Raw genomic sequence first — 14,053 nt, 5'->3', positions numbered from 1 at the left:
AGCATCATGAGTGAAGAAAGAACAATGAATTTAACGCTAAAAGTTTGGCGTCAAAAAAATGAAAATACAAAAGGTAAATTTGTTACAATACAAGCAAATGGTATTTCCTCGGATATGTCATTTTTAGAAATGCTTGATGTTGTAAACGAAGACCTGACAAGAAAGGGAGAAGATCCCATATATTTTGATCACGATTGCCGTGAAGGTATCTGCGGCATGTGTTCGCTGCATATTAACGGGCAGCCACATGGTCCTAAGCAAGGAACAACCACCTGTCAATTACATATGCGCAGCTTCCACGATGGACAAACTATCGTCATTGAACCTTGGAGAGCTGCGGCTTTTCCGGTAATCAAGGACTTAGCGGTTGACCGTACGGCTTTTGACCGCATTCAACAGGCAGGTGGATATGTATCCGTGAACACCGGTGGCGTTCCTGACGGAAACGCTATTCCAATTCCCAAACCAAAGGCGGATGAAGCTTTTGAATCAGCTACCTGTATTGGATGTGGAGCATGCGTCGCGGCTTGTAAGAATGCCTCTGCCATGTTATTTGTTTCGGCGAAAATATCACAATATGCACTATTGCCGCAAGGACAGGCAGAACGTTACCAAAGAGCACAGGCTATGGTAGAGCAAATGGATAAAGAAGGTTTTGGTGCCTGTACCGTTACAAAGGCTTGTGAAGCAGAATGTCCGGTGGGCATTAAGTTGACAAATATTGCGAGAATGAATAGAGATTACTTTAATGCGAAGTTCTTTAAAGAAAAAACTGCTCATTCATAAAACCGTTTTACACTAACTAAGCAAAAAAAGCGGTTCCTCTTTTGGAGGATACCGCTTTTTTCATTCTATTAGTTTAGATTATTAAAGACTTGAAGCTTTCTGCTTAGATGTTTCGTTTTGTTTCTGAGTAGCTAAATTTAATCGGATTGGAAGATTATACATAACTCGAACAGCCTGCCCGTTTTTCTGCCCGGGGGACCATTTGGGTGAGTGACTTAACAAATCGAGAGCAGCTTGCCCTGTTCCATAACCCAAATCTTCAACTACTTTAATATTATTCAAACTTCCGTCTTTTTCTATTATATACGACACTAAAACCGTCCCTGAAATACCTTTCTCTTTCGCTTCCATAGAGTACTTAAAATTCTCTCCGATCCACTTGTAAAAGGCATTTATCCCACCCGGAAAAGTTGGCTGCACATCTAAATCATTAAAATCAGCAATATTTTCCCAGGTACTGTCTTGCTGGTTACTCAATAATTTATTTTTATTAGTAGAAGAACCGTAACCAACAATAATAATTTCTTCTAGGTTTTCATATCCCACCAACTTAGTCGAAGAATATTTCCCCTTAGATTGACTATTTCCTTCCTTACCATCATATTCCATTCTAAAACTCACACGAAGTATATTCTTTCCTGTCGGCGTTTCATTCATTACCGCTGGCAATTTCAATACACGCAAAACCTCCATCTCCTGTCCATAGCCTATCGTATTCAGAACCTTCGCTTCGATCGAACTATTATTCTTTTCGAAGGCAATTTCTACACTTCCTTCTGCATTATTGGTTTTAGCTTCTGGTAAATACCTTATATTACTGCCAACTAACTTGTAAAAGTTACCTCCCACTGGAGCTCCAAGAGCAAAGTCGGTTAAACGCTTGGTCTTATCACTCACTTTTGCTGATGAAAATATTAACATAGCAGCAAACAATGGCACAGCCAAAACATATTTTAGCAATGCGGGTCTTTTTGATTTGTCTTTTAAAAGCATAACAATCCTATTTTTTATAAACGATTGATTCAAAAAATTATTCGTTAAGACGGATGATGATACCGAAAAGGTACGGCTAATCAGCAACTCGGCATAAGCAATTTTATCTGCGTGACTCGCATTTATTTTTTCGTCAGCAATATACTCATGTGTCAACTTGAGTGAACTTGCCAAAAAATAAATTACAGGGTTAAACCAATTGAAAATTTTAATCAACTCAACGAAGAGCACGTCCAGCGTATGCCACTCCTGCACATGTACTAACTCGTGCGCCATCACTTTCGCGCTGCCCTCCTGCTTCGTATCTACCTTAATGGTACGCATGAAAGAATAGGCGTCTCCACGATTGTTTGCCTGCAATCGCTTTATTAATCGTCTCGTTTTCCTGATAAGCAGCAGTCCTTGCGCCAGTACACCTCCCATATACAAGTAAATCCATAGAGGTATATTTATCCCTCTAAAAGGGCTAGCTGTATCCCGACTTACTCCTATATCAACGGTTACTGCATCTAAACTTGATCTAGCAACAAAAACCGTTGATGATCCAAAAGCGTTCTGTAACCACTCCAAGTGAACCATTGGCAGAATAAACGATAAGGCGGTGGTCGCCACCAAATAAATTCTATTCAACTGAAAAAATGTCTCTCTCGCTAGGAAAAACCTATAAAAGCCGTAAAACAGGGTTAAATAGATGTTGGCTATAATCAGATAGTTCATCATAATTAGTATTATAAGGTGTACACTTTACTTCTTTTTCGCTTTTTCCAGCAGTCTTAATAGCTCATCCGTTTCCTTTACATCCAGCTTATGCTCTTGTAAAAAAAACGACAGCATACTGCGAGGTGAATTATCAAAATACCCAGATAACAATTTGCCCGTCGCAAACTCTTTATAGGCATCCTTGCTCACCTTGGCAAAGTAACGGTGACTTTTCCCAAAACTTTCATGATCAACAAAACCTTTGGCTTCAAGAATGCGAATGATTGTAGATACGGTATTGTATGCAGGTTTGGGTTCGTCCATTTGCTCAATGATATCCTTCACAAAAGCTTTACCCAGCTTCCAAAGCTCTTGCATAACCTGCTCTTCAGCGCGTGTTAATTCTTTGATTTCCATATATTTTCCGGTTAATAACACAAACTTAAAACTAAATATTTAGTTTTACAACTATTTTCTTAGTTATTTTAAAATAAAAAAAAACGCCCTATTAAATGGGCGTCCATAAAAATATATGATGGGGAAAATCTTACAACCTTTTCTCCTTAAAAAACAGTTCCGCTATCTTAACCGAATCAGAAAAGAAGAGCCCTCACGTTTAAATATTTAGGGATCGTAACAAAGGAGGCATTTAAATCTGCGGATCTTTGTATGACTTCTGTATTGACATGCGTACATATCACCAAAGCTGCTATTAATATCGGTATCAATAACAGCAAGAATGGAGAAATATTCGATAAAAGCGTTTTCATATTTTTAGGAGTTAAGGTGTTCATTTTTTTTCTTAATTATTATGATACAAATAAACGAGTGTTTTCTTTTTTAATAAAGTTTTTTAGACTAACGCTTTATATTTCTAGACAAACAGGAGATTCATTACATCGGCTGTATTAGCAAGTTCATCGCTTAAGCGGGGCCGTTAGTATATCAAGAGTACCTAAATTGCCACATAAAAGATATATTTGTTACCTTGTAAGCAGCTATAAAAGCATAATATAAAAATAAGAGCGCTTAGCCTACATGAAGAGAAGTCACATCCTTTACCATATACTCGTTTGGCTTATTTTAGCCACCCTATTATTTTTGGCAAATGACAATAAGAACAGTCTTCCGCATTTAATCTTTTACAGTCTGTTCACGGTATTTAATGTTGGAATCTTTTATTTTACTTATTTCTTTACTGCCTCTTATTTTATTGGAAACAAGCGTTACCTTTCGGGCTTTATTATCTCCACTTGCTGCTTATTTGTTTGCGCGCTCATTAAGTTGACAATCGCCGTCTATAATGAACCTATTCTTATGCGTTACGGTGACCATATGGAACGAACCTTAACCAAAGCAGAATACTTTACTTCAGCCATTATAATCACCCTGTTTTTTATGCTACTAGGTTATGCCTTTCGGCTGGCGACAAATTCCTATCAAATGGAACAGGCAAGGAAAACACTAGAAACGGAAAAACTGAACGCAGAGCTGGCTTTTTTAAAGACGCAGATTAACCCACACTTTCTTTTCAACTCGCTCAATAATATTTATTCACTTGCCTACCAAAAATCAGATAAAGCACCGGAAGCCATATTGAGATTATCCGAAATTATGCGTTATATGCTATATGAAAGCAATGACGAGAAGGTGTCCTTAGAAGAAGAGATAAATTACCTGGAAAATTATATAGAACTCCAAAAACTTCGGGTTAAGGAACAAGTGTATCTGGATCTTCATATCAACATCGACAATTATCAGCACCGCATCATGCCGCTGTTAGTAATTTCCTTTCTTGAAAATGTTTTCAAGCATGGCGTTGCAACAGACAAGGAACATCCGATTAGAATCACCGTTGAAGTTCAGAATAGTCGCCTGCACTTCAAAGCGCAGAACAAGAAGAACAAGCTAAATAAAGATAAGTCCGGAGGAATTGGCCTGACCAATCTAAAAAGGCGGTTGGAGCTTGGGTATCCCGACAAGCATAGCTTCATTGTACACGATAACGAAGATTATTACAGCAGCGAATTATTTGTATATTTATAAAGCAAATTCATAAACCATGATACGATGTTTAGTAGTTGATGACGAACCTTTGGCATTAGATATTATAGCAGATTATATTCAAAAAGTACCGGAGCTTACCTTATCAGCAACAACCACCAATGCCATCGAGGGTTTAGGCTTGGTACAACAAGGGGCAATTGATCTGGTCTTCCTGGACATACAAATGCCGGAATTAACCGGCATCCAATTTTTAAAAATCATAAATGGAAAATGTGATGTAATTCTCACCACGGCTTACCCTCAATATGCGCTCGAAGGCTACGAGCTGAACGTCACTGACTATTTACTAAAACCCATTGCCTTTGATAGGTTTTATAAATCCATTCAGAAAGTCATTAGTCAAAAGATTCATTTTTCTCCAAAAAACTCCTCGGTTGATCAATCACAGAATCATAATAAAAACAGTGAGTTTATATTCGTAAAAACAGAGCATAAGATTCAACGTGTCGACTATGATGACATTTATTACATCGAAGGGCTCAAAGATTATATCTCGATTTATACTTCCAGTGAACGGATAATAACCCTTCAAAATATGAAAAAGATGGAAGAAACGCTTCCCGAGGAGCGATTCGTCCGCGTTCATAAGTCATACATCGTAGCTTTGGAAAAAATTGAGAGTATAGAACGTGGCCGGATCTCGTTAAAAGAAAAGTTGATTCCAATAGGAGATACCTACCGGGATTCCTTCTTTAAACGCATCGGCGAAAAACATGGTTAAAAGTTCAATTATTCAAGGGCTCCGCAGAGGCTAGGTGGACCTTCGGCTTTCCAATAATATGATAGTTACCTTTTCCCGAAAGCACGTTATTATAAACCAACATATCGGTCGCGGCTAAGATCTGTTGAGCCTTTTTTGTAGCGTCGTCTTTCGTTAATGCTACACGATACCTACCTTTCTGAAAATAGTACCGCGACGCAATCTCTTCTTCAAGCTGTCCCTTTATATATTCTTTATAAAGTACTAAGTCTCGATTTTTGTGCGACCTTATCTTTTGCGCAAGGACTTTCAATTCGTCTGCAACCTGCTCGCTCCGACTTTCCTTTTCCAGCTCTGACCGCAAGTATTGAAGAGCCTTTTCCGAACGTGTACTGTAGGTGAAATTATGGGCCGATAGATACGTCAAAAAGTCGCTATAATCTTCATCCGACAGCCGAAACGACTGAAGGTCTTTTAGCGAACTATGTTTATGATAATACTGATTGGCATAACCGGAAATTAAAAATTTATTTTTCAACTCCTGTACAATCATACTTTGGGCTTGTTCATTTATTTCAATATCAGGCGATATACCGTCACCATTATATACTTTTCTTCCATTTACCGTACTAAACTCCGTGATTAAACTATCATTAATCTTTATCGCCTTGCCCCGGTTATCCTTGTGCGCATAGTCGAGCGCTTGAATGCATCTGCCTGAGGGTGTATAATACTTTGCTACCGTTACTTTTACTAAATTATTATAAGGCAAACGATAGGTTTGTTGCACGAGTCCTTTCCCGAAACTCTTTTTTCCTATAACTACCGCACGATCCAAATCTTGCAACGCACCCGCCACTATTTCAGAGGCAGAAGCCGAGCGCTCATTGATCAATACAACTAAAGGTAATTGAAGGGCTAAAGGAGCTTGCTTCGTGATATAAGTAAATCGGTTATCCCCTTGTCTTCCTTGTTGAAAAACTACTTCCTGTCCTTGCCGAACAAAAAAATTTACAATCTTCACCGATTCCTGCAGTATTCCCCCTCCGTTATCACGTAAATCCAGCACAAGCCCCTTTAATGGAGCTGTTCGCCTCATTTCAAGAATCGCTTTGCGAACTTCATCCGCAGCGCCGGTTAGGAACTTATCCAGTTTTATATAACCTATATTTCCGGGCAGTGTAGTCGAATAGCTCACATTAGGCTGTATGATGTTCTGACGGGTAACTTTGATATTTTCCAGGGTTCCGGTCAGGTTCTTTTTGATGCCCAGTTCAATTACGGTCCCTTCTTCCCCCTTTAATAGATGACTAACATCTTCCGAAGTCATTCCTTTAACCGCCTGGCCGTTGATACGTATAATTTCGTCTCCCACCTCCAACCCTGCTTTATGGGCAGGATAGGCCTCAAATATTTCGGCAATTTGAATACTTTTATCTTCTAAACTTACAATCTTGGCACCCAATCCTGCATATTGTGTGTTTATATACCTAAGACGAAAATCATCTAAATCTGATTCAGGCACGAATTCGGTGTAGGGATCCAATTCTTCCAGCATGGCATTGATTCCCTTTTTCATTAAGAGATTTGGATTTACATCCTCGACATAAGTCATACTGACTTGTCGGTAAAGAGCTGAGAAGATCTCAAGATTTTTTCCAATCTCAAAGAAATCATCTTTAACGAACGTGAAAGCCATGAACAAGACTCCAACTACAAGTCCTACTAACAGCTTAACGATGTGACTACGTTTGGTTAATCTTTTCATCAGCTTGCATTTTATTGATAGAGGATCAATGCCCAAAAATCAAGCTCTTGAGGCATTACTATAAGCATAATCTGTACAAAGAATCTGACGTAGATTGGCGGGTAATAACTCACGAACTATACTAAAGCCTATTGCTCGATAAATCCGCTAGCCCCTTCTTTAATGTAAACAAGATATATTCCGGTTTTCTTTTCACCCGTGTTGACAACCTATTGACGAGATCTTCTTCTTGCCCCGCCCGATAGTCAAGGTCCTCGTCAGTCAGGTGATTATATTTTCGCTTAATCTTTTCCCGGAGAACCTTCCAATCAGCTTCATTTAACGTAAAAGACATCATATATTCTGGTTTTAAACAAACTTAAAACAAAATTTCACTAAATCAAACAGGTAACACATATATCCGGGCCTGTAACCCTCAAAAAACGATTTTAGGCTCGAAATTTGTGGAATCAGGTATCGGTATAGTTAACAGATGCTAAAACTTTACCATACATGCTATTAACAATTAAAAACGAGTATGAACATGAAAAAAACACTTTTATCTATTTGTATACTGATTAGTACAGTGACAATTGCTTCGGCTCAATTACTTCCTACTTTTCAGCTTGGTATTAAAGGAGGGTTAAATTTTTCTTCCTTAAGAACAGACGGGAACTGGTTTGACAAAAGCAGCCGCACCGGTTATCAAGCGGGCCTTTGGGCGCGTATTGGCGGCGCAGGCTTTCATTTTCAACCGGAGCTTTACGTAACAGGAAAAAATGCGGAGGCAAAGGTAAATGAAGGGGACGCTGAAGTAAAAATGGATTTTACAAGCTTAGATTTACCCCTATTACTAGGTACTCGAATCGGACTAGGCCCCATCGCTGCCCGTGTACAAGTAGGTCCGGTAGTCTCCTTTATAATTGATAAAGACAATTCGGTTTTTGACAGATTAGGCGAGGTTGGTAAAACCGGATCTTATAAAAACCAAGCGATTGCTCTAACCGGTGGTGTAGGTGTAGACATCATGCGGCTTAGAGCTGATTTGCGCTACGAACATGGCTTAAGTAACTTAACTAAAGATGGTGCAGAATCGCAAAAAATAAACGTATGGACTATCGGTATTGGCTATAGGTTATTTTAATTTTAGCAAAAAAGAGCAGTGTCTCTCCGCACTGCTCTTTACTTCTTATTTTCAGGAGGGTATACACCTAGTTTGGTTTGCATAATAATAGCAATACTGTTCGCTCTGAATTTCGCTTCTTCTGCACGTTCGCCACTAAACAACTCGTTTACGGTATTTTCCCATATATCAAGCCATCTATCAAAATGGGCTGGTTTAAACGCGGAAAGATAATTTAAGTTCATATGCTTAAAAAGCATCCCCCCTTTATAGGCTCCTGTTTGAAATAAAATATTTTCCCAGAAAGATACAATCGTGGGAATATGTTCATCCCAATTTATCGGAACTACCGAAGTAAAATAATGCCCTATTAGCGTATCTTTTGTAGCTCGCTCATAAAATAAGCGAACTAAGTGTTCAATATCCCGTCTATCCTGTATATCATTCATTTCTCTATCTCATAAGCGCTGGTTAAACTAGCTAGACAAAGATACGCATAATAAAAAAAGGCCACCAAGAATATGGTAGCCTTCCGTCAGATACTAAAACAAACAGTACATACTTCTAAAGTACTTTACCGTTATCTTAACTTTACTATTTTGATTTGGTATCTCAAAAGCAAAGTCATTTGTATATTTAAACCTTTGATAGGTTTCACAAATTGTCAATTTAATTGTCTATTGAGGCCTCCCCCGATGGACATTAACAATGACTTTCATACGCTCTCTTATCTTGCTGTGCCATTGTTTCACTATTCTGTATAGAAATAGCGTGCCAAAAAAAGAAAGGGGCCGCAATGCACCTAAGAGTTCATTTTTCTATCGCTCATCTTCGCCATAGGCACACAAAGTGTGGAAAAAAATCCACATTTTGGTAATTGAATTTCGGGTGACGCGTAACATCGGTTATCGAAAAATCCTGCGATGATTTAAAGTCGCTTCTTAAGGCCCGTATTATTTAGCATTAATACGGAACCATTCCTGCATTCATACCGTCGTATATGTTATCTTTGCAATATATGAATGCATCAGAAATAAACAATCGCTGGCGTGTATTGCAAAAATATACGGCCGATCATTTTGATACAGAGGTTCCCGATATAAAAGTTTTTTTGTTTCTAATAGGCGTACAGGAGCTGGGTAAGGGACCACAAAAATTCTCCAAAAGGCAGAAGGAAGAATTAATGCATATTGCAACCTGCCGATTATTTAGCGAAATGGGTTTCTATGAACTGGAAGGCGTCGACCAAGATGGGTGGCCACATTGGAAATTGATTAAGTCAATTCCCAATTACACCCTTTTAGAACAGGAACTCATTCTAAAGTCGCTCATTATTGATTATTTTGAAGAACATATCCCAAACTCTACAAATACTAAAACGCTATAATCTATCCGCTATTCTATATGAAGAAAACAGTTCTCTTCTTGTCTTTATCACTTCTTAGCTTATTTACATTCGCTGCAAAACCTGAATATACCTATGCGCGTATTTCAGTAAATGGCACAGCATGCATTGTAAGGCTCTATAATGAAACCCCTAAGCACCGCGATAACTTCATTAAGCTTGTAAAAGAAGGCTTCTATAATGGTACTCTTTTCCATCGGGTAATAAAAGACTTCATGATTCAAGGAGGTGATCCCGATTCTAAAAATGCACCACAAGGGACGCTTTTGGGAGAAGGAGACCTGGATTATAAAATTCCGGCAGAGTTCAATGATAGTCTCTTTCATAAGAAAGGGGCTCTTGCCGCCGCTCGAGATAATAACCCCGACAAATCATCCAGTGCAGCACAATTTTACCTCGTCCAAGGTAAAAAGTACAGTCCTAAAGAACTGGACCGTTTAGAGCAGTTGAAACTGGAAGGTCGGAAAATCCCACCCTACCAACGTAATGTTTATGAGACAATAGGAGGGACTCCCTTTCTTGATCATAACTATACCGTTTTTGGCGAAACCGTAAAGGGCTTGTCTTTAATTGATAGCATAGCTGCATTGCCCACAGACAGCAATGACCGACCACTCCAAAACGTTACGATGGAGGTGAGCATTCTTACCCCTTTGGCAACCAGAAAATTGGAAGCAGAGCTGAAGGGAGTGCCGTATAAGCCAAACATTTTCAGACGATTTTTAGATTTGTTCGCAAAATAACAGCGATTCTTATCGAATAAGATCGCCTAATTTCCGGTACATTACAAGACAGAACAAAAGAACTACTCTAGATTGATGAAAATAATAACGTATAACGTCAACGGTATTCGTGCCGCCATGCGTAAGGATTGGATAAATTGGTTAAAAGAATCGGACGCGGATATCGTTTGTCTGCAAGAGATTAAAGCTTCACCCGATCAGCTTATTGATTTATTATTGATCGAAGGACTTGGTTATGAACATTACTGGTTCCCTGCAGAGAAAAAGGGTTATAGTGGAACAGCCATTTTAACAAAACGTAGTCCGAAACATGTTGAATATGGTTGTGGCATTGAGGCCTATGACAAGGAAGGAAGGATCATCCGTGCAGATTTTGAAGAATTGTCCATAATAAGTGCTTATTTTCCATCCGGCTCTAGCGGCGATGCCCGACAAGATTTTAAGTATCAATTTCTGGACGATTTTCGCCGTTATAGCGATAAATTGTTAACAGAGTTCCCCAGCCTTGTCATTTCCGGCGACTATAATATTTGTCATCGCGCAATAGACATCCACAATCCCAAATCAAATGCCAATAGTTCCGGCTTCTTACCCGAAGAACGGGCTTGGATGGAAAGCTTCATTAATAGCGGGTATATAGACACCTTTAGACACCTCCATCCGGAGCCTCATCAATACACCTGGTGGAGCTATCGTGCAAATGCACGGGCTAAAAATCTCGGTTGGCGAATTGATTACAACATGGCCAGCCGCGCTTTAGAAGGCCGTATCAAACAGGCTGCTATTTTAACAGATGCGCTACATTCCGATCACTGCCCCGTATTTTTGGAATTAGATTGCTAAAAAATCGTTCTGTCGTTCATTAATGACAGCCTTTAACTGGTATGATCAGCAACGATTAACCATTTACCTCCTATTTTTTTAAATAGGAGCGTAAAGGTACCTCCAAGATCATCGTTCAGCCGTTTTAAATGCCATTTACCCAATACGAAATAGCTCGTTGGAGATAAGCGGTCAAACCGCAAAAGATTAAAAGCTAATGTTCCCATGGCGTTCCGGTCCGGATAAGTTTTCTTATATCTGTCAAAGGCTCCTTGCCAGCCATAAATAGGTCCCGCCTTGCTAACAAAAAGCAAGCTATCGCTTTTCCAATAGCCCTCCATAAACCGTGGGATATCTCCAACATTCCACGCCTGTTCTTGCCTCTGCAATACGTTTTTAATGGCCGATACCTCCTTTTCTTGTGCGAACAGGCCTGCTGATAGGGAGATCAGTACTAGAAAAAATAAACTTTTTTTCATCCTATTATTGTCTTTTATTCATTTTTTGCTTGTTTTTATGCTGCATTCGGCGGTTAATGGCTAATAAACCGGGATGTAAATAATTTTTTTTAAACGGGAACGCTTCATATCAAGCGTTTTCCGGTGCTCAATATAGATATTACTGCTGAATGTTTATAATAACGCCTTAAGAAGAATTTTCCAACAAATAAACCAAAGGGATTTCTATTCTTTAAAAAATATTTTATACTTTTGAAACAAAAGCTTTAGGGGTGTCCCATTATTGGGGCTGAGAGTTACCCTCACAACCTGCTCAGGATAATGCCTGCGAAGGGAAAAGTAGACAAGTCTTCTCATACCGTTCCGGTTGACTTCTAAAGCATCAAATTTTTTGCAATATGGAAGTCAACATTAATCATCAGACATTTTTTGTAAATGGCCAGCATCTTATCGCTGCCTTGGAGAGTTATGGACTAACGCAAACAAAAGGTGTTGCCATTGCCGTAAATGAGCACGTTGTTCCCAAGTCTAGTTGGGAAAGCTTTCAGATCCATCCGGGAGATCATATAACGATCATTACCGCAGCACAAGGCGGATAACGCGTTTACAAGAAAAATTACCCATAAAATCTTTTCAAATGAAAACAGAAAAACTGCCTTCGGCGCAAACTATCAGCAGAACTCCTTTTCCAGGTTCCAGAAAAATCTATGTGCAAGGCGCTTTGCATAATGTTCAGGTGCCAATGCGCGAAATATCATTGAGCGTAACGACCGATCGCTTTCGGAATATAACAGAAGAAAACCGCCCTGTCACCGTTTACGATACAAGCGGGCCTTATACCGATCCGAATGTAGCTATTAATGTGCGACAAGGTTTACCGAAATTAAGGAATCCCTGGATTGAAGAGCGAGGTGACACCGTTCGACTGAACGACATTAGCTCGGCATATGGCAAATCCCGACTGAGTAACCCAGCGCTTGATTATTTACGTTTTGAGCATTCGACATCCCCCAGAAGGGCTAAGGATGGAGCGAATGTCTCTCAAATGCATTATGCCAAAAAAGGTATGATAACCCCTGAAATGGAATTTATAGCCGTACGTGAAAACATGCGCCTGGAAGAACTTTATGAGAAGGACAATAGTTTATGGCAACAGCACAAAGGGCAGAATTTTGGCGCACATATATACCAGGGATTTATAACACCGGAGTTTGTTCGGTCGGAGATCGCGCGCGGACGGGCGGTCTTACCAAATAATATTAATCATCCTGAAACCGAGCCCATGATTATCGGTCGGAATTTTTTGGTTAAGATCAATGCGAATATAGGCAACTCAGCCGTAACATCCAGCATCGAAGAAGAAGTAGAAAAAATGGTTTGGGCTATTCGATGGGGCGCTGATACGGTAATGGATTTATCAACCGGTAAGAATATACACGAGACCCGTGAATGGATTATTCGAAATTCGCCTGTGCCTATTGGAACGGTGCCTATTTACCAAGCGCTTGAAAAAGTAAATGGCAAGGCGGAGGAATTAACTTGGGAGCTTTTTAAAGACACTTTAATTGAACAGGCGGAACAAGGTGTTGACTACTTTACCATTCATGCGGGTGTGCGTCTTCCCTATGTACCTTTAACGGCCAAGCGGACAACAGGCATTGTTTCACGTGGAGGATCCATTATGGCTAAATGGTGTTTAGCCCACCATCAGGAAAATTTCCTTTACACGCATTTTGAAGAGATCTGCGAAATCATGAAAGCCTACGATGTTTGCTTCTCGCTGGGCGACGGTTTACGTCCCGGGTCTATAGCAGATGCCAATGATGCGGCACAATTTGCCGAATTGGAAACATTAGGAGAATTAACACAAATCGCATGGAAACATGACGTTCAAACCATGATCGAAGGCCCGGGCCATGTGCCCATGCACATGATTAAAGAAAATATGGATAAACAGTTAAGGGAATGCGGCGAGGCCCCTTTTTATACCCTTGGCCCGCTTACAACAGATATAGCACCCGGATACGACCATATTACATCGGGTATTGGAGCAGCTATGATCGGCTGGTTTGGCACTTCGATGCTCTGTTATGTAACCCCGAAAGAGCACTTAGGACTGCCTAATAAAAAGGACGTAAAAGACGGTGTTATCACCTACAAAATTGCTGCTCATGCCGCAGATCTTGCAAAAGGTCATCCCGGAGCACAGTATCGCGACAATGCCATGAGCAAGGCCCGTTTCGAATTTAGGTGGGAAGACCAGTTCAATCTTGCGCTTGACCCGGATACTGCAAGGGAATATCATGATGAAACCTTGCCGGCGGAAGGTGCTAAAACAGCACATTTTTGCAGTATGTGCGGCCCAAATTTTTGCAGCATGAAAATCACACAAGATGTTAGGCAATTTGCTGCAGAACAGGGAATAAACCCGGAAGAGGCGCTTGATAAAGGGCTCCATGAAAAAGCAAAGGAGTTTCGCCAAAATAACTTTGAACTTTATTCTTGACACT

General features: G+C 39.9%; 15 protein-coding genes and 1 riboswitch. Of the genes, 9 read left to right on the top strand and 6 right to left on the bottom strand.

The window, feature by feature from the left end; all coding sequences use genetic code 11:
* Positions 1-24 precede the first annotated feature (24 nt).
* Positions 25-786, top strand: coding sequence for a succinate dehydrogenase/fumarate reductase iron-sulfur subunit (locus FKG96_RS03950; RefSeq protein WP_041388021.1), 762 nt, complete (start codon positions 25-27; stop codon positions 784-786).
* An 81-nt stretch (positions 787-867) separates the two neighbouring features.
* Here the strand turns inward: FKG96_RS03950 and FKG96_RS03945 are convergent, their stop codons facing one another.
* On the bottom strand, positions 868-2,499 hold the full coding sequence (locus FKG96_RS03945) for a M56 family metallopeptidase (RefSeq protein WP_130854574.1): 1,632 nt from the start codon (positions 2,497-2,499) through the stop codon (positions 868-870).
* 24 nt (positions 2,500-2,523) lie between these two features.
* Positions 2,524-2,895, bottom strand: a complete 372-nt coding sequence (locus FKG96_RS03940; RefSeq protein ID WP_130854575.1) for a BlaI/MecI/CopY family transcriptional regulator — start codon at positions 2,893-2,895, stop codon at positions 2,524-2,526.
* Positions 2,896-3,516: 621 nt separating this feature from the next.
* Here FKG96_RS03940 and FKG96_RS03935 point away from each other — a divergent pair.
* The gene (locus FKG96_RS03935; RefSeq protein ID WP_013664690.1) at positions 3,517-4,524 is read left to right on the top strand and encodes a sensor histidine kinase; all 1,008 of its coding nucleotides are present in this window, start codon (positions 3,517-3,519) and stop codon (positions 4,522-4,524) included.
* Positions 4,525-4,540: 16 nt separating this feature from the next.
* Positions 4,541-5,266 carry a LytTR family DNA-binding domain-containing protein gene (locus FKG96_RS03930; RefSeq protein ID WP_013664689.1) on the top strand — a complete coding sequence of 242 codons (726 nt, stop codon included), beginning with the start codon at positions 4,541-4,543 and terminating at the stop codon, positions 5,264-5,266.
* A 4-nt stretch (positions 5,267-5,270) separates the two neighbouring features.
* Here the strand turns inward: FKG96_RS03930 and FKG96_RS03925 are convergent, their stop codons facing one another.
* Entirely contained in the window at positions 5,271-7,013 is a 1,743-nt protein-coding gene (locus FKG96_RS03925) for a S41 family peptidase (protein WP_130854576.1), read from the bottom strand.
* A 121-nt stretch (positions 7,014-7,134) separates the two neighbouring features.
* Positions 7,135-7,350, bottom strand: a complete 216-nt coding sequence (locus FKG96_RS03920) for a hypothetical protein (RefSeq protein WP_013664687.1) — start codon at positions 7,348-7,350, stop codon at positions 7,135-7,137.
* Between the two features lie 186 nt (positions 7,351-7,536).
* Between FKG96_RS03920 and FKG96_RS03915 the strand changes: the two genes are divergently transcribed.
* The gene (locus tag FKG96_RS03915; RefSeq protein WP_041388020.1) at positions 7,537-8,136 is read left to right on the top strand and encodes a porin family protein; all 600 of its coding nucleotides are present in this window, start codon (positions 7,537-7,539) and stop codon (positions 8,134-8,136) included.
* 38 nt (positions 8,137-8,174) lie between these two features.
* Here FKG96_RS03915 and FKG96_RS03910 read toward each other — a convergent pair whose 3' ends face one another.
* Positions 8,175-8,564 (bottom strand): group III truncated hemoglobin, encoded by a 390-nt coding sequence (locus FKG96_RS03910; protein WP_013664685.1) that lies wholly within the window; start codon positions 8,562-8,564, stop codon positions 8,175-8,177.
* A 569-nt stretch (positions 8,565-9,133) separates the two neighbouring features.
* Here FKG96_RS03910 and FKG96_RS03905 point away from each other — a divergent pair.
* From FKG96_RS03905 to FKG96_RS03895, 3 genes are all read left to right on the top strand, one after another.
* A complete protein-coding gene (locus FKG96_RS03905) occupies positions 9,134-9,502 on the top strand; it encodes a hypothetical protein (RefSeq protein WP_041387158.1) in 369 nt (122 codons plus the stop codon).
* A 17-nt stretch (positions 9,503-9,519) separates the two neighbouring features.
* Positions 9,520-10,263, top strand: a complete 744-nt coding sequence (locus tag FKG96_RS03900; protein WP_130854579.1) for a peptidylprolyl isomerase — start codon at positions 9,520-9,522, stop codon at positions 10,261-10,263.
* A gap of 75 nt (positions 10,264-10,338) precedes the next feature.
* Positions 10,339-11,106, top strand: a complete 768-nt coding sequence (locus FKG96_RS03895) for an exodeoxyribonuclease III (RefSeq protein ID WP_013664681.1) — start codon at positions 10,339-10,341, stop codon at positions 11,104-11,106.
* 32 nt (positions 11,107-11,138) lie between these two features.
* Here FKG96_RS03895 and FKG96_RS03890 read toward each other — a convergent pair whose 3' ends face one another.
* Positions 11,139-11,564, bottom strand: a complete 426-nt coding sequence (locus tag FKG96_RS03890; protein ID WP_130854580.1) for a DUF4440 domain-containing protein — start codon at positions 11,562-11,564, stop codon at positions 11,139-11,141.
* A gap of 237 nt (positions 11,565-11,801) precedes the next feature.
* A riboswitch (TPP riboswitch) is annotated at positions 11,802-11,896 on the top strand.
* A gap of 45 nt (positions 11,897-11,941) precedes the next feature.
* Between FKG96_RS03890 and thiS the strand changes: the two genes are divergently transcribed.
* Positions 11,942-12,142 carry a sulfur carrier protein ThiS gene (gene thiS / locus FKG96_RS03885; protein ID WP_130854581.1) on the top strand — a complete coding sequence of 67 codons (201 nt, stop codon included), beginning with the start codon at positions 11,942-11,944 and terminating at the stop codon, positions 12,140-12,142.
* Positions 12,143-12,180: 38 nt separating this feature from the next.
* Complete coding sequence (gene thiC / locus FKG96_RS03880; RefSeq protein WP_130854582.1) at positions 12,181-14,049, top strand: phosphomethylpyrimidine synthase ThiC; 1,869 nt, start codon at positions 12,181-12,183, stop codon at positions 14,047-14,049.
* Positions 14,050-14,053 lie beyond the last annotated feature (4 nt).

It is taken from the genome of Olivibacter sp. LS-1 (assembly GCF_008245145.1).
GTDB classification, from domain to species: domain Bacteria; phylum Bacteroidota; class Bacteroidia; order Sphingobacteriales; family Sphingobacteriaceae; genus Olivibacter; species Olivibacter oleidegradans.
Note: the sequence above shows the minus strand (reverse complement) of the source record. Positions and strands in the feature narration are given on the sequence as shown.

Excerpts from the sequence above, each read along its gene's own strand:
- FKG96_RS03935 (WP_013664690.1), top strand. The coding sequence starts at position 3,517 with ATGAAGAGAAGTCACATCCTTTACCATATACTCGTTTGGCTTATTTTA.
- FKG96_RS03895 (WP_013664681.1), top strand. The coding sequence starts at position 10,339 with ATGAAAATAATAACGTATAACGTCAACGGTATTCGTGCCGCCATGCGT.
- FKG96_RS03925 (WP_130854576.1), bottom strand. The coding sequence starts at position 7,013 with ATGAAAAGATTAACCAAACGTAGTCACATCGTTAAGCTGTTAGTAGGA.
- thiC (WP_130854582.1), top strand. The coding sequence starts at position 12,181 with ATGAAAACAGAAAAACTGCCTTCGGCGCAAACTATCAGCAGAACTCCT.
- FKG96_RS03950 (WP_041388021.1), top strand. The coding sequence starts at position 25 with ATGAATTTAACGCTAAAAGTTTGGCGTCAAAAAAATGAAAATACAAAA.
- FKG96_RS03890 (WP_130854580.1), bottom strand. The coding sequence starts at position 11,564 with ATGAAAAAAAGTTTATTTTTTCTAGTACTGATCTCCCTATCAGCAGGC.
- FKG96_RS03930 (WP_013664689.1), top strand. The coding sequence starts at position 4,541 with ATGATACGATGTTTAGTAGTTGATGACGAACCTTTGGCATTAGATATT.
- FKG96_RS03920 (WP_013664687.1), bottom strand. The coding sequence starts at position 7,350 with ATGATGTCTTTTACGTTAAATGAAGCTGATTGGAAGGTTCTCCGGGAA.
- thiS (WP_130854581.1), top strand. The coding sequence starts at position 11,942 with ATGGAAGTCAACATTAATCATCAGACATTTTTTGTAAATGGCCAGCAT.
- FKG96_RS03910 (WP_013664685.1), bottom strand. The coding sequence starts at position 8,564 with ATGAATGATATACAGGATAGACGGGATATTGAACACTTAGTTCGCTTA.
- FKG96_RS03905 (WP_041387158.1), top strand. The coding sequence starts at position 9,134 with ATGAATGCATCAGAAATAAACAATCGCTGGCGTGTATTGCAAAAATAT.
- FKG96_RS03900 (WP_130854579.1), top strand. The coding sequence starts at position 9,520 with ATGAAGAAAACAGTTCTCTTCTTGTCTTTATCACTTCTTAGCTTATTT.
- FKG96_RS03945 (WP_130854574.1), bottom strand. The coding sequence starts at position 2,499 with ATGATGAACTATCTGATTATAGCCAACATCTATTTAACCCTGTTTTAC.
- FKG96_RS03940 (WP_130854575.1), bottom strand. The coding sequence starts at position 2,895 with ATGGAAATCAAAGAATTAACACGCGCTGAAGAGCAGGTTATGCAAGAG.
- FKG96_RS03915 (WP_041388020.1), top strand. The coding sequence starts at position 7,537 with ATGAAAAAAACACTTTTATCTATTTGTATACTGATTAGTACAGTGACA.